Consider the following 22,195-nt stretch of genomic DNA (forward strand, 5'->3'; position numbering starts at 1 on the left):
TCTACTTTCTCAAAAGGTCGCGCAGCTCGGCGGCGATCAGGCGGCGAAGCTCGTCTTTGGTGGCACTGTCGATCGAAGAGATGGCCGAAGGCTGTGGCGCAGGTGGCGCTGCAGGTGCCGATCCCGGCACCCCATCGGCGGGAGCAGGGGGCAACGCCCCACGAAAGCCACGCCCGATCTCCTGATAATTTCCGAAGCTTTCATCGGTGTCCGAATTATAGGCGACCCGGGTCCAGTGCACCAAATGCTGCGGTCCGACGTTTTCGCCAATCGATGAGCGCCCGAAAAAGCCCGTGCCGATTGTAAAAGTCGGCGCCAGATTGGTGGCGAATCCGGCCGCACCCTGCGAACAAGGCGCGTTGACGACCACGCGGTAGACCTCGACCGTGCTGGCGTAATCTATCGCCGACGCCTCGTCCTTGGTGTGGATTGCCGCCGAATGCCCGGCGCCGGTCAGGCGCAAAACGGCGCGAGACTGGGAGAGGGCCTGCGAGCGTGTCTTCGCCACATGCATCGCCAGCACCGGGCAGAGTTTTTCGCGCGACATCGGCTCTTCCACCCCGATCTGAGTGATGGGCGCGACCAGAATTTTGGTGTTTGTAGGAACACGGATGCCGCATTCCTGTGCAATCCAAGTAGCATCCCGGCCTATCGCCTCGACATTGAAGCCACGGGGATGAAACAGGAACCGGCGCAGCGCCGCCGTATCTTCATCCGAGCAGATGTACGCGCCAGAGGATTTCAGCGCCATCTTGAGCTGGTTTTCGACCTCGGGCAGCGTGATCAGCACGCTTTCATTGGTGCACAGCACTGAATTGTCGAAGCTTTTTGAGGCGACGATGCGCTGCGCCGCCTTGGTGACATCGGCGCTGGCATCGACGAAAACGGGCGCGTTTCCCGGCCCTACACCTATGGCCGGATTCCCGGAAGAATACGCCGCCCGCACCATCGGCGTGCCGCCGGTTGCCAGGATGACATTGGTCTTGTCCGATCCCATGAACGCATCGACAAGCGGGATCGATGGTTGTTCAAGCACCTGGATGACGCCAGCCGGGGCGCCAGCTTCTTCGGCCGCGCGGGCCAGAATGCGAACGGCTTCGATACTTGTTTCGCGCACCGCCGGATGCGGTGACATTACGATGGCATTGCGCGTCATCAGGCACAGCAGCACCTTATAGTTGATCGTCGCAATCGGATTGGTCGAAGGCGTTAGCGCAAAGACCACCCCGGCCGGTCGCGGGATTTCGACAATCTTGCGCGTCTCGTCGATGCGCAGATTGACGTAGTCCTGATCGCGGTAGAAATCGACCAGCGGCTTCGCGGTCAACTCGTTCTTGATCTTCTTGTGTTCAGCCACGCCAAAGCCGCTTTCCGCAACGACCTTTTTTGCAAATTCGGCTGCGTGTTCGTGGGCCGCCTGCGCCACGGCATCCACGATGCGCATGGTGGCGTCGCGGTCGTAGCGGTCAAAGACGGTGGCCGCCCAGCGGGCACGTTCCAGCATCAGATCCGCCTGTCCGCGCGACGCAGCGGGGCTTTCGGAAATATCGATCAGAGAATTAAAAAGGGATGCTTCCATCACACCATCCTCCGCCGGCCGCCCATGACCTCGGCGCGGGCCAGTTCGATCGCGATGGCCACCCGGCGCAGCACCTCCTCGGCATCGGCCTGTGTCAGGAGCAGCCCCGGTTTGAACTGCAGCACGCGAGGATCGAGGGTCGAGAAGATCGCCCAGACACCGTTTTCGTAAAGGTGTTTCATTACCGGCTTGGCGCCTTGGGGGTGGTTGAACTCGAGGCCCATGATCACACCATGCTGGCGGATACCGATGAAGAAATCCGGGAAGGCCGCCATGATGTCATTCAGGCCCGCGCGCAGATAATCCGAGATGTAGCGCACCATGGTGCGCACCTCGGGACGCTGCACGATCTCCAGCGTCTTCATGGCTACGACACAGCCCAGTTCGGCGCCGCCCATGGTCGAGATATGGCCAAACCCGTCCTCTTTCAGCCAGCCACCGCATTTTTCGGAAATTAGGACGCAGGCAATGGGGTACATCCCGCCCGAAATACCTTTGCCGGTGACCATGATGTCCGGTTCGACCCCGTATTTGGTGCAGCCCCACATCTCACCGGTGCGCATCAAACCGGTCTGGACTTCGTCGGCGATGTATAGCGCGTCATATTTCTCGCACAGCGATTTGACCGACGGCAGATATCCTTCCTGCGGCATTGGGAAACCGTAGGTGGCGGGGATCGTCTCCATGATCACCGCGGCCACATCGCGGTCCTTGAGCGCGTCTTCCATGGCGGTCAGGTCGTTGAACGGCACCTGGACGAATTCCCCTGCGGTGTCATGTGACAGGAACAGTTTGGAAAACCGATCATCGCCAGTTTTTACCGCCAGGCCGGTATGGCCATGATAGGCCTTAACGATTGATACGATTTTTTTCTTCTGGGCGGCGTGACGGGCGGTTTTTATCGCAATGTCAATCGCCTCACCGCCGCCCGATCCGTAAGCTGTGTACTTGAAATGTGGTCCGGGTGCGCAGGCTTGCAACGCCTCGGCCAAAGCGGTGCGCGCCAAAGCTGGAAAATGATGGTTGCCCATGTCGAACCGCTCGGTGCCGGCTTTGAGCACCTCGACCAGTTCTGGGTGACGGTGGCCCAGATTGTAGGTGCCGCCGTTCAGATGCAGGTCGATCAGCCGACGACCGTCCATGTCAAAGAGATAATAGCCCTCGCGCCGGTCGATCACGAGGTCGACGCCCATATCGATCCAGTCCTGGGTTTTGCCGGGATTCCAGAAGGTTTTCGAACGGTCCAGGAATTCTGTCTTGGCCTGAGACATGGGCGTGTCCTTTCAGCAGATACCTCCAGTTAGGGCGATTCCCGACGCACCAGCTTGACAGCAGATCGCGTTTCTTTGACAACCGACGGTCAGGTGAAAGCCTCAAGGTAAGCAGTGCCGAGTTCTGCTGTGACGCGCGCAAAATCGGGTGCAAGCGCCTGTGGCTCCGGGGCCTCGATATGGCTCCCTATCCAGGCCAGAAGCGCCAGACGCCGCAACATGACGAACGTGTCAATTTCGGCCTCTTCGGCATCGCTGAGCGGGCGCATTTTACGGTAACCGCGCACCCACGCGGATTTGAGCTCGGGGATGCGCGGATCATCCTCCATAAAGCTGATACCGGCGGCGAAATCATAGAGGAACCAGCCGAAACCGCAGTCGTCGAAGTCAATCAAACGGGTGCCGCTCTCGTCGATCAAAAGGTTCGCCAGACGCATATCCGCATGGATCAACCCGTAGCGATCCGGGGTTTGGCCAAAAGCTTCGAGGCGACGTATGACCATGCTTTCGACCTGTTCCAACACCTTGCTGACCGCCATGTCCACGTTGGGCCCGTCGCGCCAGTTGCCCCAGGTGGGGTTGCCACCGAAGACCGCGTTCAGATCCCAGGTGAGGCGTTCAAAGTCATCCGGTTTTTGCCAACCAACGGAATGTATGTGAGTGCGTGCAGCGATCTCTCCCAGTTCTTCGAAAGGGCCAGCCAGATCGCCGCTTTCGTCGGGTTCAGCGCCTTCTACAAAATGAAACAGGACCATGTAACGCGGGTCGGGCAGCCCCTCGATGCGACCCTTTTGTATAGCCTGACCATCACGGCCCAGGTAATGGCCCGGCGTTACAACTGCATCTGCCTCGGCCAGGGCCGCGATCCATTCGAGTTCGCATTCAATGGCACGGCGGCTGTGATAGTTTTCGCGATGCACACGAAGAACAGCTTTATAGCCGCTGTCGGCCTCAACCAGATACGTCGCATTTTCGGATACGTTGATCAGCCGTGCCCGCGCCCCTTCGGGCAGGTCCCACAGGCTAAGCGACTTGTTGGCGAGCCTCTCCAGATGCTTGAGGAGCTCCTCAAGCGGCATATCATGTCCTGACATGGTTTTCCCTTCCGGGTTGATTAAATCTCTTCGATGGCTTCCAGCGATTCCGGAATGATCTGCCCGCCATCCACGACAATCTGCTGCCCGGTGATGTAGGCCGCTTCGTCCGAGGCAAAGAACAGTGCCGCGTTACCGATATCTTCGACATTGCCCAGCCGTTTGAGCGGGATGGATGCTGCCATCGTATCCAGATATTCCTGTCCCAGATCCTGCAGACCCTCGGTATAAATGTTGCCGGGCATGACTGCGTTGATCGTTGTGTTGTAGCGTGACAGCTCCATCGCGGCGGTTTTCAGGAACCCAAGCTGCCCCGATTTAGAGGCGCCGTAATGTGCCCAACCCGGGAAGCCGGTGACCGGTCCGGTGATCGACGAGGTTAGCACAACCCGCCCCTTGCCCGCCTTTTCGAAATGTGGGATCGCGGCCTTCACACACAGGAAAGACGAGCGCAGGTTGGTGGCCATGACCCCATCCCATTCGGTCGGGTCCATATCGACGATCTTGGTTTGCGGAAAGGCGCCGGCATTGGCGCACATCACATCTATGCCACCCTGTTTTGCGGCAACATTACCCACCATCGCCTGCACGCTGTCCCAGTCCGAGACATCGCAGATCTCATAGCTGACATTGCCTTCGATCTCGGACGCGGCGGATTTCAGCGCCTCTTCACCGCGGGCAGTGATGGTGACATTTGCGCCCTGCCGCGCAAAGACGGTTGCGATGCCTCGCCCGATACCTTTGGAGCCACCGGTAACGATGACGCTTTTCCCCTTGAGTGATGTAAGCATGATACCTCCTTATTTTGTTATCCGTTTTCTGCGGCGCGGGATTCCCGTACCGAGCGCACAAGCCACGCGATGCTGAAGGCCAGCAAGATGAGTAGGAAAGATCCCACAACCGACATGACCCCGAGCGTCGGTACCAGTGGTGAATACCCCGAAACCATCTTGGCGTAGAGCCATTCCGGCAAGGTCGAATCCGCCCCGGTGGTGAAGAGTGACAGGGGAAAGTTGCCCCAGCTTAGCAGGAATGCGAAAAGCCCCGCCGACACGATCCCCGGCATCAGAAGCGGCAGTGTGATTTCGCGGAAGATCGTCCAGGTCCCGGCGCCCATATCGCGTGCCGCCTCTTCCAGGGCCGGGTCGAAGCTATAGGCACGGATGGCCACGATCAGCGTCGCGATGGGGGCGATCCAGACCAGATGCGCAACAATGGCGGTTTTCCAGGTCGGGATGATCCCGACCGAGTTGAACCACATCAGCAGTGCCAGTCCCAGCACCGTCTGCGGAAAGAAGATGGGCAGCAGGATGAGTTTTTGAAACAGCGTGCGATACCGCCAGTGATATCGGGCGAAAGCCAGCGCGCCAAAGAATGCCACGACCATCGAAATAATGGTTACAATTACTGCAACCTTGAGCGACGTGAATAACAGATCGCGTACTGTATCGGATTGCAGGGCATCACCGTACCATTTGGTCGAATAGCGCTTGATTGGAAAACTGAGATATCGGGCCTTGGAAATCGACGCAAACCCGACCGACACCAATGGCAGGTACAGAAAGGCAATCGTCACGACGCCATAGATATAAAGCGCGATCCGTGTGGAGCGGGAAGGGTTCATCAGCGTTTCCTCCCCATGATCGCGTCCAGGTCGATCCGGTTCACGCCAAAGATTGCCAACCCGCCGATGATCACGATCAGGATCATCGAAAGCGCGGCCCCCAGCGGCCAGTTCTGCCCGAAGGTAAAGGCGGTTTCGATATCGTCGGCAATCACGATCACCGCCTGGCCGCCAAGGATCTTGGATTCGGCCAGTGCGCCCGCTGCCAGCACAAAAGACAAAAGCGATCCGACCATGATCCCCGGTGCCGCCAGCGGTAAGTCGATCTGACGCAGGATCTGCCAGCGCGTGGCGCCCAGATCAGCCGCCGCCTGACGGGCGTCGTCGGGCACCATCGAGATGCCCTGAGCCAGCGGAAACAACATGAACGGCAGGTAGACATAGACCAGTCCAAAGATGATGATCCCGGTGTTATAGAGCGGGCTGTCAAAGCCAATGCCGGTCAGGGCGCGTAAATGCCCTTCGAACAGCCCGCCTTTCATCAGCGTCAACACCCATCCAAACAAGCGGATGTTCTCCGACACAAAGAGGCTCATGACCACGGCGATGGTCAGGATCAGCGAGAACCGGCCAAAAACTTTTGCCATCCCATAGGCCAGCGGCCAGCAGATCACGAAGAGAATGGCGGTTGAGGCCAGGGCCATGCCGAGCGACCACAGAAGCGACTTGTAATAACCTTGGTCGAAAAACACTGAATAAGCCGCGAAATTGGGGATATGCGCCAGGTCGAACACTTTCGGCGGCATGATCGAAAACAGGGCGACCACCACCATCGGCGCCAGGAAGCTAAGGACGAGGATGATGCCCAGTGGCAGCGCGGAAAGAAACCCCAGTTTGCGGTCGATCCTTTCCATCATGCGCCCCTGATCAGATGCACGTTTTCGGTGTCGAACCCGAGGATCACTTCCGATCCCTCCGGGCCATCAAAGCGGTCTTCACGCAGTTTCTCGATTGTCAGGATCTGTCCGGCCGAAGTTTCCACCTCGTATTGGATACGTGACCCCAACGCGTAGTCGGCTCGCAGAATGCCACGCACGACAAAATCCGCCGTGGCTGAACTGGTCAGAAAACGCACATATTCGGGCCGCACCATCAGGGTGCCTGTAGTACCGTTCTCAAGCGCGAGGCCAAAATCGCGGGCATCGCCGTTAACGTGGATCTCAATTCCCTTGCCGTGCAGCCCGCCGGTTGTGGTGCCTTCGATCTCAAACAGGTTCACCTCGCCCATGAACTCGGCCACGAAGCGACTGACCGGACGGCCATATATTTCATCGGCGACGGAAATCTGCTCGAATTGCCCTTCTTTCATGATCGCGATCCGATCCGACATGACCATCGCCTCTTCCAGCGAATGGGTGATGTAGACAAAGGTTTTCCCGGTACGGGAATGCAATGATTTCAGCTCTTTTTCCAACGTCTTGCGTAGACGATAATCAAGCGCCGAGAGGGGTTCGTCGAAAAACAGGATCTCGGGATCGAACGCCAGCGCACGGGCCAGCGCCACACGTTGTTTTTCGCCTCCCGAACATTGCGAAATGCGCTTGTCGTAATAGCTGTGCGGCAGGCGAAGCAGGTCCAGCAGTTCCAGCGCGCGCTTCTTGCGATCGGCAGGCGGGCTGTTGCGCAGCTTCAACGGGAATTCGATGTTCTGACCCACGCTCATGTGCGGGAAAAGCGCTAGCGATTGGAACACCATGCAGGTGGGCCGCAGGTTTGCCGGCGTCTGATCAATCCGGTTGTCACGCAACCAGATTTCTCCATCCGTCACCTCGTCCATCCCGACAAGAAGGCGGATCATGGTGGATTTGCCACTGCCGGATGGACCCACGATGGTAAAGAATTCGCCTTCTTCGATATCGAGATCCACACCGTGCAATGCGGTGAATGATCCGAATTTCTTCACGACGTTTCGAAGACGCAAGATGGGTTGCGATTGCATTATTTATTCCTGGATACGGTAAAATCAGGAGGCCTCCGGGGCGATGACGCCCCAGAGAGTCTCGGTGATCAAGACCGGCGCGCTTCGGTGTAAATCTCGATCAGCGTATCGTAGGATGTCACGACTTCATAATCCAGTGACCGGCCCATCTCATCCGCTAGGCTGTCCATCTGGATCGCATCCAATTCTTCCTCGTCGAACAGCGACATGACTTCTGGGTTGCCCATCTGCGAGACCGGGTTGTAAGTGCCCTCGGTAAAGGCCACGGCCTTGGAAATATCCGCCGATTGCACGAACTCGAGGAAATCCTCGGCCAGATTGCTGGGATCGGGGTTGTTGACCGCCGAGGTCAGTTCGATCCACACAACACCGCCCTTACCGTCGACCGGCCCGGAATTGGGTGTAATGCCCCGGATATTTGTTGCGCCATCATATCTGGCGGGCGAGGCCGTGTAGGTTCCGCCTGTGAAGTAAGCGTCGATCTCACCGTTGATCAGCGCGGTATTCATTGCCACAAGATCGTCGGTCAGAAGCTTGGCGCCGCCGAAGATTGCGTTGGCCGTATCACGGAACTTGTCCACATCAGCGCCTTCGACCGGGGCAAACGGGTTCAGGCCAGCGGTCAGGCACATATGGATGACGTTCCAGTTGTCGTAGGTCAACACGCCATAGCGGTCTTTCATCGCAGGATCGAGAAACAGGTTCCATCCCTGATCTTCCGCCATCTCGCGGCTGATTACATCTGTGTTCACGACAAAACTGAAGGGTCCATAGCGCTGCGGCAAGCCGATCAGGTTGCCGTCATCAGCAAAGGACAGCGGATAAGGCTTGGCAAACTCCGGCAGCATTTTGTCGAAATAGGGCATGAACCGGTCTTTGTTCAGCGGCTTGATCAGCCCTTCGGGATACAGCTGGTCGCGTGCCCAAGGCTGGTTCACGTTGATCAGATCCCAGACCGATGTTTCGCCCGCGCGCAGCTTGTTGATCATGTCCGGATCGGATGTGCCGCTTTCTGCGCGAACGGTTGCTCCCGGGTTCGCCGAGCGAAACGGCCCCAGAACCTCGTCCGAGTTGTATCCTTCCCAGCACAGAATGTTCATTTGATCGTTGCGGGCCGCAAAGGCGGGCGACAACGGTCCACCGACAGCAAGGCCTGCTACCGCTGCAGCTCGGCCCGTGAATTGTCTTCTGGTAAGTGTCATAGTCTTTCCCTGTTGTTGGCCAATTTTTTTGCTAGTGTACGTAGCGTAGACAGCTATCCATGCGGCTGACTTGACATCTGAGGTCTGAAATTTAACAGCAGGCCTGGTGTGTTTGGTGGTGAGTGTGTCGCTCAGGGCCCATATTTTGCAGAAGTTTGAACTTGGCGTATGCTGCAATATCCAAGTTACGAATCGGTTTTCACATGAGTACGATCGCGGACAGTTCCGAAGTCACGGCCCCTGCAAAGGTGCTGTCAGCCGCTGCCGATGGCGCGGCACAGATTTTCGAAGCTAATGGCGGATGTCTGGATCGGATTTTCGGTGATGCCGGAATTATGCAGGAAGAACTCGACAGCCCAGTTTCCGAAATCAATCTGTCGCAATACTGCAAAATGTTCGAAACGGCGGCCGCTCAGACACATAATGACAATATCGGTTTGCAGTTTGGCCGGCATTTTCAACCGCAGCAACTGGGTATGCTGGGATATTCCGCCATCAGTTCGCCTACCCTGGCCGCCGGCCTGCGCAATATGGAGACATTTTTCCCGGCGCATCAGGAACAAACCAGCTTTGGGCTGATTCAGGATGACGGCATTCTGTGGCTCAGCTACCGCATACTTGATCCGCGTATCCGCAATCGGCGCCAGGATGCGGAACTGTCGCTTGGCATGTTCTGCAATGTGTTCCGGGCCGCCCTCGGCGACGACTGGGCGCCGCTGGAAGTGCGGTTCGAACACGCCGCTCCTGAAAACGCCCATGAACACGAAACGGCTTTTAATGCACCGGTTGTGTTCAATCGCCGGACGAATGCCATTGCCTTTCGTCGCAGTGATCTGGACGCCAAGATGCCGGCGCATGACCCCTACCTGTTCTCTATGGTTAAGGCATTTATGGAAAGCCGGTGCAAGACGTCGGACGATCCGGTGGATTTTGCCACGGTTGTGCGAAACGAAATCAAGATGCAGCTGGGCAGCAGCATCCCAAGCCTGTGTGAGATTGCTTCCATCCTGGGCATGCCAAGCTTGTCTTTTCAGAAGCGACTGCGCAAGCATGGTTTGTCATACAACGATATTCTCAGGGCGGCCCGGCACGAGTTGGCGCTTCATTACATGGATGATCCCAGCATGCCGCTAACCGAGATTGCGTTTAACCTTGGCTATTCTGAATTATCTGCATTTTCCCGCGCCTTCCGCAACTGGACAGGGATGAGTCCTCAAAGATACCGCCGTGTCTCTGCAAACTGATCTCGAAGGCGCCATCTGATCTCCGACTCTGTAAAGGTTGACCTACCCGCTTTTCCGACGCAGAGGTCTCTTGCGGTTGCGAATGGCTATAATCCTGAGTGTTTTTGATGCTCGATCAGGTATGCGCCGCGCAAAGGCGCATGCCAGTTCAATCAAGCCGGTATCCCGCCCCTCTCAGGGTGACAATGGTTTCTCCCTGCTGGCCGAATTTCTTGCGAAGCCGGCCAATATAGACATCAACAATATTCGTCATCGGATCCGCCTGCGTTCCCCATACCGCGTTCAGGATGCGTTCGCGGCTAAGCGCACGTCCAACATTTTTGAGCAGCAAGACCGCCAGCTCCCGCTCTTTGCTTGAAAGCGAAACCGGCTCCCCGTCGACGTAGAATTCCAGTGCATAGGGATCAAAGGACAGACCCCTGTGGGTGATCATTTTGTCTTCATCTTTTGCCAAATAGTTAGTTTTGCGCCTGTGCAACGCCTCCAGCCGCGCAAGGAGTTCTTCGAAGTCGAAGGGTTTGGGCAGGTAGTCATCGGCGCCGATACGCAATCCGGCCACACGTTCATCGGTGGAATCCAGTGCGGTCAGCATCAGCACGGGCGTCTGGTTTGCACGGGCGCGCATCTTGCGGCAAACTTCCGTGCCTGAAATTCCCGGCAGCATGAGGTCAAGTACTACGACATCGAAGTCGCGCGACTGCAGGAACTCCAATGCCAGTTCGCCGTCATTGGCATGCTCGACGCTGTATCCCTCGGCCTTGAGGCCACGGCGTATGAAATCTGCGACAGGCTCCTCGTCCTCGACAAGTAATATGTTCATCAATACCCTCTAGCTCTGTGGCGTTTTGGGAATGGTTAGCATGATCGTCGTGCCCCCGGTCGTCCGGTCATGGATAGAGGCCGAGCCGTTATGTGCTTCGGCAATTGAGCGAACGATTGGCAAACCAAGCCCCAGCCCTTCGGTGTAACGGCTGGCCGCGTTGGAGCCGCGGAAGAACCGTTCGAAGGCTAGTTCCTTTTCCTCGTCGCTGATGCCCGGCCCGTCGTCTGATACGGCAATTTCCACCGAGTTGGGATAGGTGTCCAGAGTCACCTCGATCGTGCTTCCGCCATGATGTCTTGCGTTTTCCAACAAGGCCAGCATGGCCTGCTTGAGCCTTTGGCCATCGGCCCGGATCATGGTGGTTTCAGATGGCGGCGTAAACCTGACATCAAGACCGGATAGTGTAATGGCATCATAGATCAGTCTGGATAGATCAACGGGTTCGAGCGACAGGCGCAGCGAGCCGGAATCCTTGCGAGATATGAACAATAGATCGCTAACCAGATTTGCCGTGTGATTTGCGGCCATGCGGGTTCGGCCCAGAGCCTCTTTATACTCATCGATGGTCTTGTCGGCGCCACGCAATGCGATATCGCTTTCGCCTTGAATCACGGTCAGCGGTGTTCGCAGTTCATGGCTGACATCCGCCAGCAGTTGGCGGCGGGTTTCTTCGGACTTCCGCGCTTCGGTCAGAAGTTTTTCAAGCGTTTCAGTGCGTTGCCTGACGGCTTGTTCAAGTTCCTCGTTCTGCATAGTCAGGTTTTTCGTGCGCGCGGCGACGACCTCGGACATTTCATCCAGAACCAAGCCTATTTCCGAAAGCTCGCTTCGGCCTTTGAGTTCGATTTTGGTTGAAAAATCACCGGCGGCAAACTTGCGCACACCGTTTAGCAGATCTTCGAAAGGGCGGGTGAATTCGCGCCGAAAGATCACAAGCGTGCTTATCGTGATCAGAAGAAAAACGCCGGCCAAGATGAAGGCAATTCGACGAACCAGCTCCATCTGGGCGCGTGCTTCGGCCTCGGTTTCGGCCACCTCTTCTTCTTCTTCCTCGAGCGCCACAGAGATCAGTTCGCGGAAATCGTTCTTGATGTTGTCGTTAAGAACCAGCGAAAACTCACGCCAGTTCGACCGAATGTCATCAATGTCTTCCCGGGCGAGGGCACGCTGAAACAACGAAGACAGGTCTTCGATAACGTCTTCGACCTCATCCAGCAGCTCAAGCTCTTCCAGCTCTTCGTCGCCAACAAGCCTTATTTCATCTTCGATCGTGCTGCGAATGCCGGAGAGGTGCATGTTCAGACGCTCGGTGATCTCATTTACGTCTTGCACACGATCGGAATCGCCTACCAGAAGCAGGTCGCCGAACCGTTTGAACAACAGGTAAGTGTCCGCCGTAAGCTGCAGGTGTTGTTCATAGGACTTGTGCGCAAGCGAAATCCGATAGTTGTGGAAATCGCTTTGTTTGGCGGCCCAGATGGCAACCGACACGCTGGCCGTAGCGACCAGCAGCACAACGAACGCAAAAATATTGACGATATGGGCAATTTTCATGGATCGATGTGCTTCCCGCGAGTGGTGGTTTGGAATGTCAGAGTGTTATGCCAACGGCAAGAGGTTTGGGGACAGTGAAACGTACCGCACATAACGTTTATCCGGGCCGCCTATATGCTTGATAATACATGCGACATGACCACGTCCTGACCGAAAGATGAACGTTAGATGAACGGGCCATGCCTGTGTTGGAAACCTTCATCCCTTTGTCAGAATTCGTTCATGTAGGCGTTGAATAGCTTTAACGGGTCATACAAGTCGCAGTCAGCGGGATTGTCCAGATTGAGGTCATCAAAACCAGCAATCAGAGGACCTGACCATGACTTTTCAATCTATCCACGCAACTCAAATCCTTGCCAACGCGAAATGGGCCTTTACCACACGCCGCGCGAACAAAGAGGATGCCACATATCTGAATAAGGACTACAAAACCGCCGTCGTGGGCGACATGGTGCTGTGCAAAATTCTGGAGGTCGGCCAGCACAAGAACATTCAACTCTCTGATCGTCGCAACTCGGCCAGCTATCCCGGGGACCTCGTCGTGCTGTGCCTTGGTGACCGCTACGCGCCCGATCAGTTCCATTGCAAGGCTGAGCTGAAAGACGGTCCGATGCAGCTGGCCGCTGGTGGCGGTATCGTTGGACATGTCGTGGCCGCGCATCAGCGCATGAACCGGCCAACGTCAGTCCAGCCCTTGGGACTGCTTACCAATGCGCAGGGCAAGGCGATGAATGTCGCGGATTACGCGCTGCCGACCAAGGCGCCCAATAACGATGTGACGGTTATTGGTGTATTCGGGGCCTCGATGAATTCGGGCAAAACCACCGCCGCGGCCAGCCTGGCGCACGGGCTGCGGCGCGCGGGCCATACCGTCGCGGGGATCAAGGCCACGGGCACCGGCGCCTTTGGTGATTTCAATGCCTTCGAGGATGCGGGCATTCCGGTCACCGATTTCACCGATGCCGGTATGGCAACCACCTACAAGATGCCGCTGGAGCGGATCGAACGTGGTTTTGACACGCTGGTGGCGACGGCAGCTGAAAATGGGGCCAATATGGTGGTTGTCGAAATCGCCGATGGTGTCTTTCAGAGGGAGACACGGGCGATCCTCAACCAATCCCGGATTCGCGAGCGGCTTGATGGTATCCTGTTCGCCGCGCCCGACGCACTTGGTGCCTTTGGCGGGGTGACAGTTCTTGAACGCTACGGTCTTAGCCCCTTCGCAATTTCCGGGATGGTCAGTTGCTCCCCCCTGGCCAGTGCCGAGGCGGCGCAAATCACCGGTTTGCCGATCCTGTCGCGCGAAGAGCTTTGGGATCGTGCGGTCGTGTCGAAGCTGGTCGCGCGCCATGTGCGGCAACTGGCGCTGAGTGCTGCGTGATGAGCGGGCTGCCAAAATTTCTGACAGGGGACCGCATTTCGGATGCGGTCGCCCTGCCGTTGCTGAGCATTGGTCAGGCGATCTTTCTCGGGGTCGGGGTTTTTGCCACGCGGGAAGCTTTTACTGCGTTGCACGTGGGTGAGGCGCTAGCCAGCTGGACCCTGTTCAAGCTGATCGTTTCGGGTGTTGGAATGTCGGGTCTCGAGGTGCTTCGCCGGGCGTGTGCGGAACGATTGGGTCAAAGCTATGCCGGCAGCCTGCGCATCGTGCTCTATCGACACCTGGCGGGGATGCGCAAGCGAGAACTGGATGCCCGCAGGCTGGGGTCATTGTCGCTTCGCTTCGTCGGCGATCTGACGGCGGCGCGGAACTGGTATGGCTGGGGACTGCCGCGGGTGATTGCAGCGGCGATTGTTCTGCCCGGCGCGGCGATCGTCCTATGGCTGCTTGAGCCACGCATCGCTTTGGTCAGCTACATCGTGATGGGGGCGAGCATCCTCTTGATGGGCGGTGCTGCCATTGGGTTCGAGCTGCTTCATCGCAGATTGCGCAGCCGACGGGCCAGCATTGCAATTGCAATGATGGAACGGATTGCAATCGCCCCTCTGTTGGATCTGATGGGGCGCACCCAGCAAGAGCTTGCTGCATTGGAGGAGAAGGGAAAACGTCTTCGGTCAGACGCAACCGCGCGGGCCTGGCGGGCAGGGGCGCTGAGTGCAATCCCGCAAATCGGACTGGCGGTGACCGGTGCTGTCGCGCTGTGGCATGCCGCCCGGTTGGAGACAACGCCGGGCACGGTTGCAGCGCTGTTGTCGATGCTGGGCGTTTTGGCGCTGCCGCTGCGCGATGTGTCGGTATCCTGGGATCATTTCAACGGGTGGCGCATTGCCAGAAGCAAGGCACTGAACCTTCTGTCGCAGCATAGTCGGCTGCGCAGCCCCGCCGTGGCGTTGCAACCTGTTGGTGTTGAGGCCACGGGAAAATTGGATGGGGAAGACGTAGCCCTGTCCATTGCCGCAGGGTCGATTGGCCGATTACGCGGCGGTGATGCCAGGAGGCTGTCCGCTCTGGCCATGCTGATTGCCGGGTTGGATGAACGGTCGGAGATGCGGATTGGCTATGGCACAGGCGCCTCGGAATTACCGCGTATCCATTTCATCGGTGACAGTCCGATTGCGTTGCAGGGCAGCCTCCGGCGGACGATGACATTGGGCATTTCACCCCGCCCTAAAGGCGAGGCCATTCTGAAGATGGCGCAGGTTTTTGGCCTTGCGCATCTGCTGCCGCAGGGCCGCAGGTCGTTGAAAGAGCGCGTTGCCGAAGCCGCGCGCAACCTTACAACTGCCGACAGCCTGCGGATTGACCTTGTGCGCATCGCGCTGGCCAATCCCGATCTGGTGGTCATTGATACCGTCAGGTTTGCGGCAGATCCCGAGCATGGCCGGCTGCTGCGATTTTTGTCCGAAAAAACCGACAGCACTATCATCGTGGTCGATCACGAGGAAACCGCAGACGTTCCGTTCCATTTTCAGCGGCTTCATGACGCCATACGTACCGGCAATTCCATTAACCCAACGAACTCCTGAAGGTTCTGTGGGTTAGCGCTCAGCAGGCGGCGCATCGTAATCTGCCAGCTGTGCCAAAGTTAGTTTTGAATGTGGTATCCGCCAAATTTACCTGTGATCCACCACGCACTTTGAACTTGAATTGATTTGTCGGCAAACAACGTCCTGTCGGAAACGCTTAGTTAGCGCGTTTAAGGAAGTCTACACGTGGAACGCTGAGGCAGCTACACAAACGAGACACCGTAAATGTATAAATTTGTCATTGGCTTAGTGTTGGTTTCCGGCCTTCTGGTGGTGCCCGCAATTTCATCCCAGCGTGACTTGCGAAAAGATTTTGAACGCCAGGTTCGCATCAGTTTCCCCGAGGCGGCGCCTTATTCCCCGCAAGCCGCTGCTCTGGGCAAGATGTTGTTTTTTGATCCGCGCCTGTCAGGAGCGCAGAATATGAGCTGCGCCACTTGCCACAACCCCTCGTTTGGATGGGAAACACCTGTTGCCCGCGCCATTGGCGTTCTGAACCAGCCACTGGATCGCCACGCGCCGACGGTCGAAAATCTGGCTGAAGCGGACGCGCTCTTTTGGGATGGCCGCGCTTCGACATTGGAAGAACAGGCCGTCGGTCCCATCACACATCCAAAGGAAATGAACGCAACGCTTGAGGAAGTGGTGAATCGCCTTGCAGAGATTGCGACCTACCAGCGGCTTTTCAATATCGCCTTTCCCCATGAAGGCTTGACTCGTGACACGGTGCTGGGTGCGCTCTCGACCTATCAACGGACGCTTCGTTCAGGCTGGGCACCGTTTGATGATTGGGTACAGGGCGACGAGTCGGCTATTTCAGAAGACGCAAAACGCGGGTTCGAGCTTTTTGTCGGCGAGGCGCATTGTGCGCTGTGCCACACAGGATGGGCTCTAACGGATCATAGTTTTCACGCGGTTGGCATCCCCAGTGATGATCCGGGAAGAGGAGCGATCGTTTCCGACGACCAGGGAATGTTCAAGACGCCGGGATTGCGGAACATAGCATTGCGCGCGCCCTATATGCATGATGGATCTCTCGCGACATTACGTGATGTGCTCGTACACTACCGCCAAGGTGGTGCGGAGAATTTCCCAAGAGATAATTCAATAACGCCGCTTGAAATATCAGAACGAGATATCGATGACATCATGGCGTTCCTGAATACGCTGACTGCCTACGACCCGCATGTAAGCGCGCCAGCCCTGCCTGCGGAGTAAGTTTGATGTTTCTCTCAGTTAAACACCGCATTCTCGGTCCGATTGCACTTCTTATTGTTATCGGCGCAGCAACCACTGCCTGGATTTCGTATGAGGCCGTTCGCACTCATAACGACCTGCAATCTCAAGAGAAAAGAGCATATGAGTTCCTATTTTCGGTGGAGCGGGCGCAGGAGGCGTTTAAGTCTCTTGAGGCGTTTTCCGGAGATATTCTAAGTTTTAACGATGTTATGTCGCCTCAAACGCTGAGAGCGCGCTATCAATTGCTTCGCGGCGCGCTTACGGACGAAATTTCACATATCCAAGATATCGTCGAATCGCCCGAGCTTGCTCGTTCGGTCGAGAGGTTCGCCGCCGATGCGGAAATTTGGAAACACGAAGCGGAAATTGCGCTTGGGCTGGTTGATGAACAGGCCATTCCAACGCGGATCCGGTTGGATCACCTGCGGCAGAGGGCCGACGATGCGCTGAGCGAAATCTACCGTACGGCCAAATCCGACGCCATCTTGCGCTCGGGCATGAAAAGCGAACGCTACAAATCGCGCGTGGATACCATTTTCTATTCAATGCTGCTCGTCTTTGCGGTTTTCGGCTTCTTCTTTCTGATGTTTGGTAGAGGGCTGACTGGTTCATTAGGGCGTGTTGCAAGGTCGATGGAACGTATCAGGCAGGGTAATTTCGAGCCGGGCATTGAGCGTGAATTCAGCAAGGATGAAATCGGTGAGATCGCGCGCGGCGTGCAAGCGTTCGGCGAAACCCTGGAGGCGTTGACGCAAGCGAACGAACAGGTAAAGCATCTGGCGATGCATGACCAGCTGACGGGTCTGGCGAACCGTCGCGCGCTCGAGGCGCATCTTGAAAGATTGATTTCTGAGCACGGCGAACATGCTGGAAAAGTCGCGGTTTTCCATGTTGACTTAGATCGGTTCAAACAGGTCAATGACATGTACGGCCATGCCGCGGGCGATGAAATTCTGCGCCACGCATCGAAAGCGATGGAAGACAATAAGCGTCGAAGTGATCTGGTTGCACGGATCGGAGGCGACGAGTTCGTTATCGTTCTTATGGATACCGAGTCTGAAGCTGACGCAGCTCGAATTGCTAAGCGCATGATCAATGCAATTTCCGAACCGATCGAGATCTGGAATGATGTTGTCAATGTTGGCGCCAGTATCGGCATAGCCTTTCTTGACGAAGCTGAAACCAATATCGAACGTATATTGGCCAATGCGGATATGGCGCTCTACATCGCCAAAGGCGCAGGGCGCGGGCGGTATTCCTTCTATTCTGCAGAAACTCGCCGGCAATTCGAGACCGATATGTCCCTCCTGCGTGAATTGCGTGTGGGATTGGAAAGGGGCGAGATCATTGCGTATTTTCAGCCACAGGTCGACGCGGCAAGCAACCGGCTCATCGGCTTTGAAGCGCTCGCCCGCTGGGTGCATCCGAGCCGCGGCCTCCTGGGCCCCGGCCAATTCCTGAGCCTCGCGTTTGACAATGGGCTGGGGGATCGATTGTCTGACATCATGGTTCGCGAAGCGATTAGTGCTTTGCGCGAGTGGCGCAACAGGGGCATTGATGTCCCAAGGGTCAGTGTCAATTTCGCAGCCAAACAGCTGCGTGACAGCGGTTTGACCGAATATCTGGATGACGCTCTTTTTCAGGCAGGCCTGTCGCCGAAAGATCTGGCAATCGAGGTTCTGGAAAGCGTGTTGTTCGGGGATGATGCAGATCCGGCTCACGCCACGATTGCTCAGTTGAAGCGTCACGGGTATCGCATCGAACTGGATGATTTCGGAACCGGGCACGCCTCGATTTCGAACCTTCGCAAGTTTCGGGTGGATGGCGTCAAGCTAGATCGGGTCTTCGTTACCGGCGTCGACAGTGACGCTGAACAGGAAATGATCCTGCGTACACTGATCGATCTTTGTCGCAACCTGAGGATCAGTTGTTTGGCGGAGGGCGTTGAAACCGATGCTGAACGGTCCAAACTGTTCGCACTGGGTTGCTCGCATATACAAGGATATGTCGCAGCCAAACCATTGGCGAGAGAAGATGTTGTAGACTGGGTGACAGAGCAAAGTGCGCAGCAAAAACGTCCGAAAGCGGTATGAGCGAGTTTGTCGTGCTTGTGGGAGCGCATAAAGCTGCTGCCCTTGATGTCTTTACACCATTGCGACGCTCCTGATCGAAGAAGGATTTAATATCCAACAGACACAGGCTTTTTTGGGCTAAGGCCGCATCAGTATTGCTGAGACCTACACCGTCTGGCCTCATAGCGTCTTGGGACACTAGCCATCAAATTTGGAAATATCATTCCAATTGCCCGAGGCCGCCAATGCACTGACAACCGACCCGGACCACTCAGTGGGGCAGTCCGCACGCTTTGGCGATGATCTGGGCTTTCCGAATAGACCTGAATAGCCCTTGCAGACATTCGCACCTAGAGCGACTTCCGTACCCGCATCGCTTGCAAAGCTTGGCGACGGCTGTATCGTCGGATTCCTGAGAAAATGCAGCGGCTTTGTTCGCAGATTTGGAAAGCACAGTCTTTCGTGCATGGGAGGAACTATGAAAAAATCACTTATCGGTACGCTTTTGGCTGCGGGGACCGCATTGTCACCGCTGGCGGCCAACGCCGAAACCGAGGTGCAATTCTGGCACGCCTTTACGGGTCGCCTAGGAGAGCTGGTGAAAGCCCAGGTTGAGGAATTCAACAGCAGCCAGAGCGATTACGTGGTCGTCGAAAGCCACAAGGGCAACTATTCAGAGACACTGAATGCCGGCATCGCGGCCTTCCGGGCGGGCGAACAGCCTCACATCCTGATGGTGTTCGAGGTCGGCACTGCCACGATGATGTCCGCCAAGGGCGCGACCAAGCCTGTCTATGAGGTCATGGCGGAAAGCGGCGCCACCTTTGACCCCAGTGCCTATATCGGGTCGGTCAAAGGTTATTACACCTCGACCGACGGCGAGATGCTGTCGCTGCCCTTCAACTCTTCCACGCCGGTTCTCTGGGTGAACCGCGATGCGTTTGAAGCGGCAGGTGTCGACCCGGACAGGGACCTGTCTACATGGCAGAACGTCGGTGAAACGCTGGATGCGCTGAAGGCAGGTGGCGAGGATTGCCCGCTGGTCACGGCATGGCAAAGCTGGATTCATCTGGAGAATCTCTCGGCCTATCATGACGTGCCTTTTGCGTCGAAAGACAACGGGTTCGCCGGGCTTGATACTGAGCTGATGCTGAATGGCGAGGCGCAGGTGGCGCATCTGACCGCGATGGGCGAGTGGGCGAAAGATGGCAAGTTTATCTACACCGGACGCCGCAACGAAGGCGGTGCAAACTTCCGGTCTGGCGAATGCGCGCTCTTCACCGAAAGCTCGGCGGGGTACGCAGGCATCAAGGCCGAAGCGCAGTTCGATTTCGATGTGCGTCCGTTGCCCTACTGGGAAGGCGTGGGCAACAGCCCGCAGAATACCATTATCGGCGGCGCGTCGCTGTGGGTGCTCGAAGGTCATGAGCCCGAAGAATACAAGGGTGTGGGGGAGTTCCTGGCGTATTTGTCCTCATCCAATGTTCAGGCAAGCTGGCACCAGAACACCGGCTATCTTCCAATCACGGCCGAAGCCGGCAAGGTGACAGAAGCCGCAGGCTTCTATGACGAAAACCCAGGCACCGACATTGCGGTGATCCAGATGACGGCCAAGGAACCCACGGCCAATTCCAAGGGTCTGCGGCTTGGCTCTTTCGACCAGATCCGCGGTATCATCGACGAAGAGCTTGAGGCGATCTGGGCTGGCGACAAGACCGCACAAGAGGCCATGGACAGCGCCAAGGAGCGCGGCGACGCACTGCTGCGGCGCTTTGAATCCGCCAACAAGTAAAACTGATCGGGCAGGCCTTCGCGGCCTGCCTGTATTTTGACCGGGGGCAATGACATGGAAAAGCGCGTCACCTTTCGCGGCTGGATGTTGCCGCTCTTGCTGATTGCGCCGCAGGTCGTCGTTTCAGCCGTGTTCTTCTTCTATCCGGCGGGTCAGGCGATCTGGCAGTCGCTGTTCATTCCAGACCCTTTCGGGCTTTCGTCGCAATTCGTGGGGCTGGGCAATTTCGAGTTCCTTCTGAGCGATCCCTTCTATCGCGCGTCTTTTGCCACCACCGCAATCTTCTCGATCCTTGTAACCCTGTGTTCGATGATCCCGGCCCTGTTCCTGGCCGTCATCGCGGACCGTCTGATCAAGGGATCGGGTGTTTATCGCACGCTGCTGATCTGGCCCTACGCGGTCGCGCCCGCAGTCGCGGGGGTGCTGTGGCTTTTCATGTTCAACACGCGGGTTGGCGTGATCTCATGGTATCTGGGCACCCTGGGGTATGACTGGAACCATGTCCTGAACGGGGGCGAGGCGATGGGCCTCGTCGTCATCGCCTCCGCCTGGGGGCGGATCAGCTATAACTTCCTGTTCTTCTTTGCCGCCTTGCAGGCCGTGCCCCGGTCGGTCATCGAGGCCGCGGCGATCGACGGCGCGCGCTTCTGGCGCAGGTTCTTCACCATCGTGCTGCCGCTCTTGTCACCCACCACGTTCTTCTTGCTGGTTGTGAACGTGGTCTACGCCTTTTTTGAGACCTTCGGCGTGATCCACACGATCACCGCCGGCGGACCGCAGCAATCGACGACCATTCTGGTCTACAAGGTCTTCTCGGACGGCTTTGTCGGGCAGGATCTGGGTTCTTCCTCCGCGCAATCGGTGATCCTGCTAATCGTCGTTGGGCTGCTGACCGTGATCCAGTTCAAATTCATTGAAAAACGGGTGCATTACTGATGGCGCGCGACATACATGGCATGGTGGAGAAACGCGGCGCGGGCCTGTGGCTGACCCATGTTTTCATGATCCTAGGCGTGCTGGTGATCTTCTTTCCGATCTGGCTGGCCTTTGTCGCGTCGACGGTGACGCAGGTGGACATCATCCAGCCACCGATGCCGGTCTGGCCGGGGGATCAGTTCCGGATCAACTACAAGAACGCCCTCTTCTCGGGGGTAAACGTGCCGGTGGCCACGATGCTGTTCAACTCGTTGGTCATGGCGGTGGGGATCGCTGTGGGCAAGATCGCCATTTCGCTTCTGTCGGCCTTTGCCATCGTTTACTTCCGCTTTCCCGGGCGCAATGTCTTCTTCTGGATGATCTTTCTGACGCTGATGCTGCCGGTCGAGGTGCGGATTGTCCCGACATTCGAAGTGGTCGCGGGGTTTGGCATGCTCAACAGTTATTCGGGCCTGATCTTCCCGCTGATTGCGTCGGCCACGGCCACATTCCTTTTCCGGCAGTTTTTCCTGACCATCCCCGATGAACTGGCCGAAGCCGCCCGTGTGGACGGCGCGCGACCGATGCGGTTTTTCTGGGATATCGTGGTGCCGATGAGCCGCACGAACGTGGCGGCGCTTTTCGTGATCCTCTTCATCTATGGCTGGAACCAATACCTCTGGCCGCTTCTGATCACCACCGATCCGGAAATGAACACCATCGTGATGGGCATCAAGCAGATGTTCCCAAGCGGCGATGATTTTGCCCACTGGCCCACAATCATGGCAACCTCAATCCTCGCGATGATCCCGCCCGTGATCGTGGTCGTGGGAATGCAGCGGTTATTCATCCGCGGCCTTGTAGACAGCGAGAAATAGAT

General features: G+C 57.0%; 18 protein-coding genes. 8 read left to right on the forward strand and 10 right to left on the reverse strand.

From position 1 onward, the window contains the following. Window position 1: 1 nt before the first annotated feature. The 8 genes from LC334_RS06450 to LC334_RS06485 all read right to left on the reverse strand — a co-directional run bounded on the left by LC334_RS06450 (window position 2) and on the right by LC334_RS06485 (window position 8,709). Window positions 2–1,579 carry an aldehyde dehydrogenase family protein gene (locus tag LC334_RS06450; protein ID WP_085799422.1) on the reverse strand — a complete coding sequence of 526 codons (1,578 nt, stop codon included), beginning with the start codon at window positions 1,577–1,579 and terminating at the stop codon, window positions 2–4. Beyond that, window positions 1,579–2,850 carry a class-III pyridoxal-phosphate-dependent aminotransferase gene (locus tag LC334_RS06455; RefSeq protein ID WP_085799423.1) on the reverse strand — a complete coding sequence of 424 codons (1,272 nt, stop codon included), beginning with the start codon at window positions 2,848–2,850 and terminating at the stop codon, window positions 1,579–1,581. The genes LC334_RS06450 and LC334_RS06455 overlap by 1 nt, the downstream gene beginning before the upstream one ends. Window positions 2,851–2,939: 89 nt before the next feature. Next, window positions 2,940–3,944 (reverse strand): phosphotransferase enzyme family protein, encoded by a 1,005-nt coding sequence (locus LC334_RS06460; RefSeq protein WP_217809107.1) that lies wholly within the window; start codon window positions 3,942–3,944, stop codon window positions 2,940–2,942. Between the two features lie 20 nt (window positions 3,945–3,964). Beyond that, window positions 3,965–4,735 (reverse strand): 3-oxoacyl-ACP reductase FabG, encoded by a 771-nt coding sequence (fabG, locus tag LC334_RS06465; protein WP_085799424.1) that lies wholly within the window; start codon window positions 4,733–4,735, stop codon window positions 3,965–3,967. A 17-nt stretch (window positions 4,736–4,752) separates the two neighbouring features. Beyond that, window positions 4,753–5,568 carry an ABC transporter permease gene (locus tag LC334_RS06470; RefSeq protein ID WP_085799425.1) on the reverse strand — a complete coding sequence of 272 codons (816 nt, stop codon included), beginning with the start codon at window positions 5,566–5,568 and terminating at the stop codon, window positions 4,753–4,755. After that, the gene (locus LC334_RS06475) at window positions 5,568–6,422 is read right to left on the reverse strand and encodes an ABC transporter permease (protein WP_085799426.1); all 855 of its coding nucleotides are present in this window, start codon (window positions 6,420–6,422) and stop codon (window positions 5,568–5,570) included. Before LC334_RS06475 ends, LC334_RS06470 begins: the two co-directional genes overlap by 1 nt. Then, the gene (locus tag LC334_RS06480; protein ID WP_085799427.1) at window positions 6,422–7,507 is read right to left on the reverse strand and encodes an ABC transporter ATP-binding protein; all 1,086 of its coding nucleotides are present in this window, start codon (window positions 7,505–7,507) and stop codon (window positions 6,422–6,424) included. Before LC334_RS06480 ends, LC334_RS06475 begins: the two co-directional genes overlap by 1 nt. 68 nt (window positions 7,508–7,575) lie before the next feature. Beyond that, the gene (locus tag LC334_RS06485; RefSeq protein WP_085799428.1) at window positions 7,576–8,709 is read right to left on the reverse strand and encodes an ABC transporter substrate-binding protein; all 1,134 of its coding nucleotides are present in this window, start codon (window positions 8,707–8,709) and stop codon (window positions 7,576–7,578) included. A 335-nt stretch (window positions 8,710–9,044) separates the two neighbouring features. Between LC334_RS06485 and qhpR the strand changes: the two genes are divergently transcribed. Then, window positions 9,045–9,953, forward strand: a complete 909-nt coding sequence (gene qhpR, locus LC334_RS23340) for an AraC-like transcriptional regulator QhpR (protein WP_442475977.1) — start codon at window positions 9,045–9,047, stop codon at window positions 9,951–9,953. 148 nt (window positions 9,954–10,101) lie between these two features. Here qhpR and LC334_RS06500 read toward each other — a convergent pair whose 3' ends face one another. Next, window positions 10,102–10,773: a response regulator transcription factor gene (locus LC334_RS06500; protein ID WP_085799430.1), complete on the reverse strand. Its 672-nt coding sequence runs from the start codon at window positions 10,771–10,773 to the stop codon at window positions 10,102–10,104. A gap of 9 nt (window positions 10,774–10,782) precedes the next feature. Further along, complete coding sequence (locus tag LC334_RS06505; protein WP_085799431.1) at window positions 10,783–12,330, reverse strand: sensor histidine kinase; 1,548 nt, start codon at window positions 12,328–12,330, stop codon at window positions 10,783–10,785. 319 nt (window positions 12,331–12,649) lie between these two features. On the opposite strand from LC334_RS06505, the gene LC334_RS06510 reads away from it, so the two are divergent. From LC334_RS06510 to ugpE, 7 genes are all read left to right on the forward strand, one after another. Further along, window positions 12,650–13,711 (forward strand): P-loop NTPase family protein, encoded by a 1,062-nt coding sequence (locus tag LC334_RS06510; protein ID WP_085799432.1) that lies wholly within the window; start codon window positions 12,650–12,652, stop codon window positions 13,709–13,711. Beyond that, on the forward strand, window positions 13,711–15,297 hold the full coding sequence (locus LC334_RS06515) for an ABC transporter transmembrane domain-containing protein (protein WP_085799433.1): 1,587 nt from the start codon (window positions 13,711–13,713) through the stop codon (window positions 15,295–15,297). The genes LC334_RS06510 and LC334_RS06515 overlap by 1 nt, the downstream gene beginning before the upstream one ends. A gap of 225 nt (window positions 15,298–15,522) precedes the next feature. Further along, window positions 15,523–16,515, forward strand: a complete 993-nt coding sequence (locus tag LC334_RS06520; protein ID WP_085799434.1) for a cytochrome-c peroxidase — start codon at window positions 15,523–15,525, stop codon at window positions 16,513–16,515. A gap of 5 nt (window positions 16,516–16,520) precedes the next feature. After that, a complete protein-coding gene (locus LC334_RS06525) occupies window positions 16,521–18,629 on the forward strand; it encodes a putative bifunctional diguanylate cyclase/phosphodiesterase (protein ID WP_085799435.1) in 2,109 nt (702 codons plus the stop codon). A gap of 457 nt (window positions 18,630–19,086) precedes the next feature. Continuing rightward, entirely contained in the window at window positions 19,087–20,400 is a 1,314-nt protein-coding gene (ugpB, locus tag LC334_RS06530) for a sn-glycerol-3-phosphate ABC transporter substrate-binding protein UgpB (protein ID WP_085799436.1), read from the forward strand. A 54-nt stretch (window positions 20,401–20,454) separates the two neighbouring features. Next, window positions 20,455–21,336 carry a sn-glycerol-3-phosphate ABC transporter permease UgpA gene (gene ugpA, locus LC334_RS06535; protein ID WP_085799437.1) on the forward strand — a complete coding sequence of 294 codons (882 nt, stop codon included), beginning with the start codon at window positions 20,455–20,457 and terminating at the stop codon, window positions 21,334–21,336. A gap of 20 nt (window positions 21,337–21,356) precedes the next feature. Then, window positions 21,357–22,193: a sn-glycerol-3-phosphate ABC transporter permease UgpE gene (gene ugpE, locus LC334_RS06540; protein ID WP_085799549.1), complete on the forward strand. Its 837-nt coding sequence runs from the start codon at window positions 21,357–21,359 to the stop codon at window positions 22,191–22,193. Window positions 22,194–22,195 lie beyond the last annotated feature (2 nt).

The sequence above is a fragment of the Roseovarius aestuarii genome, assembly GCF_019966515.1.
Classification (GTDB): Bacteria; Pseudomonadota; Alphaproteobacteria; order Rhodobacterales; family Rhodobacteraceae; genus Roseovarius; species Roseovarius aestuarii.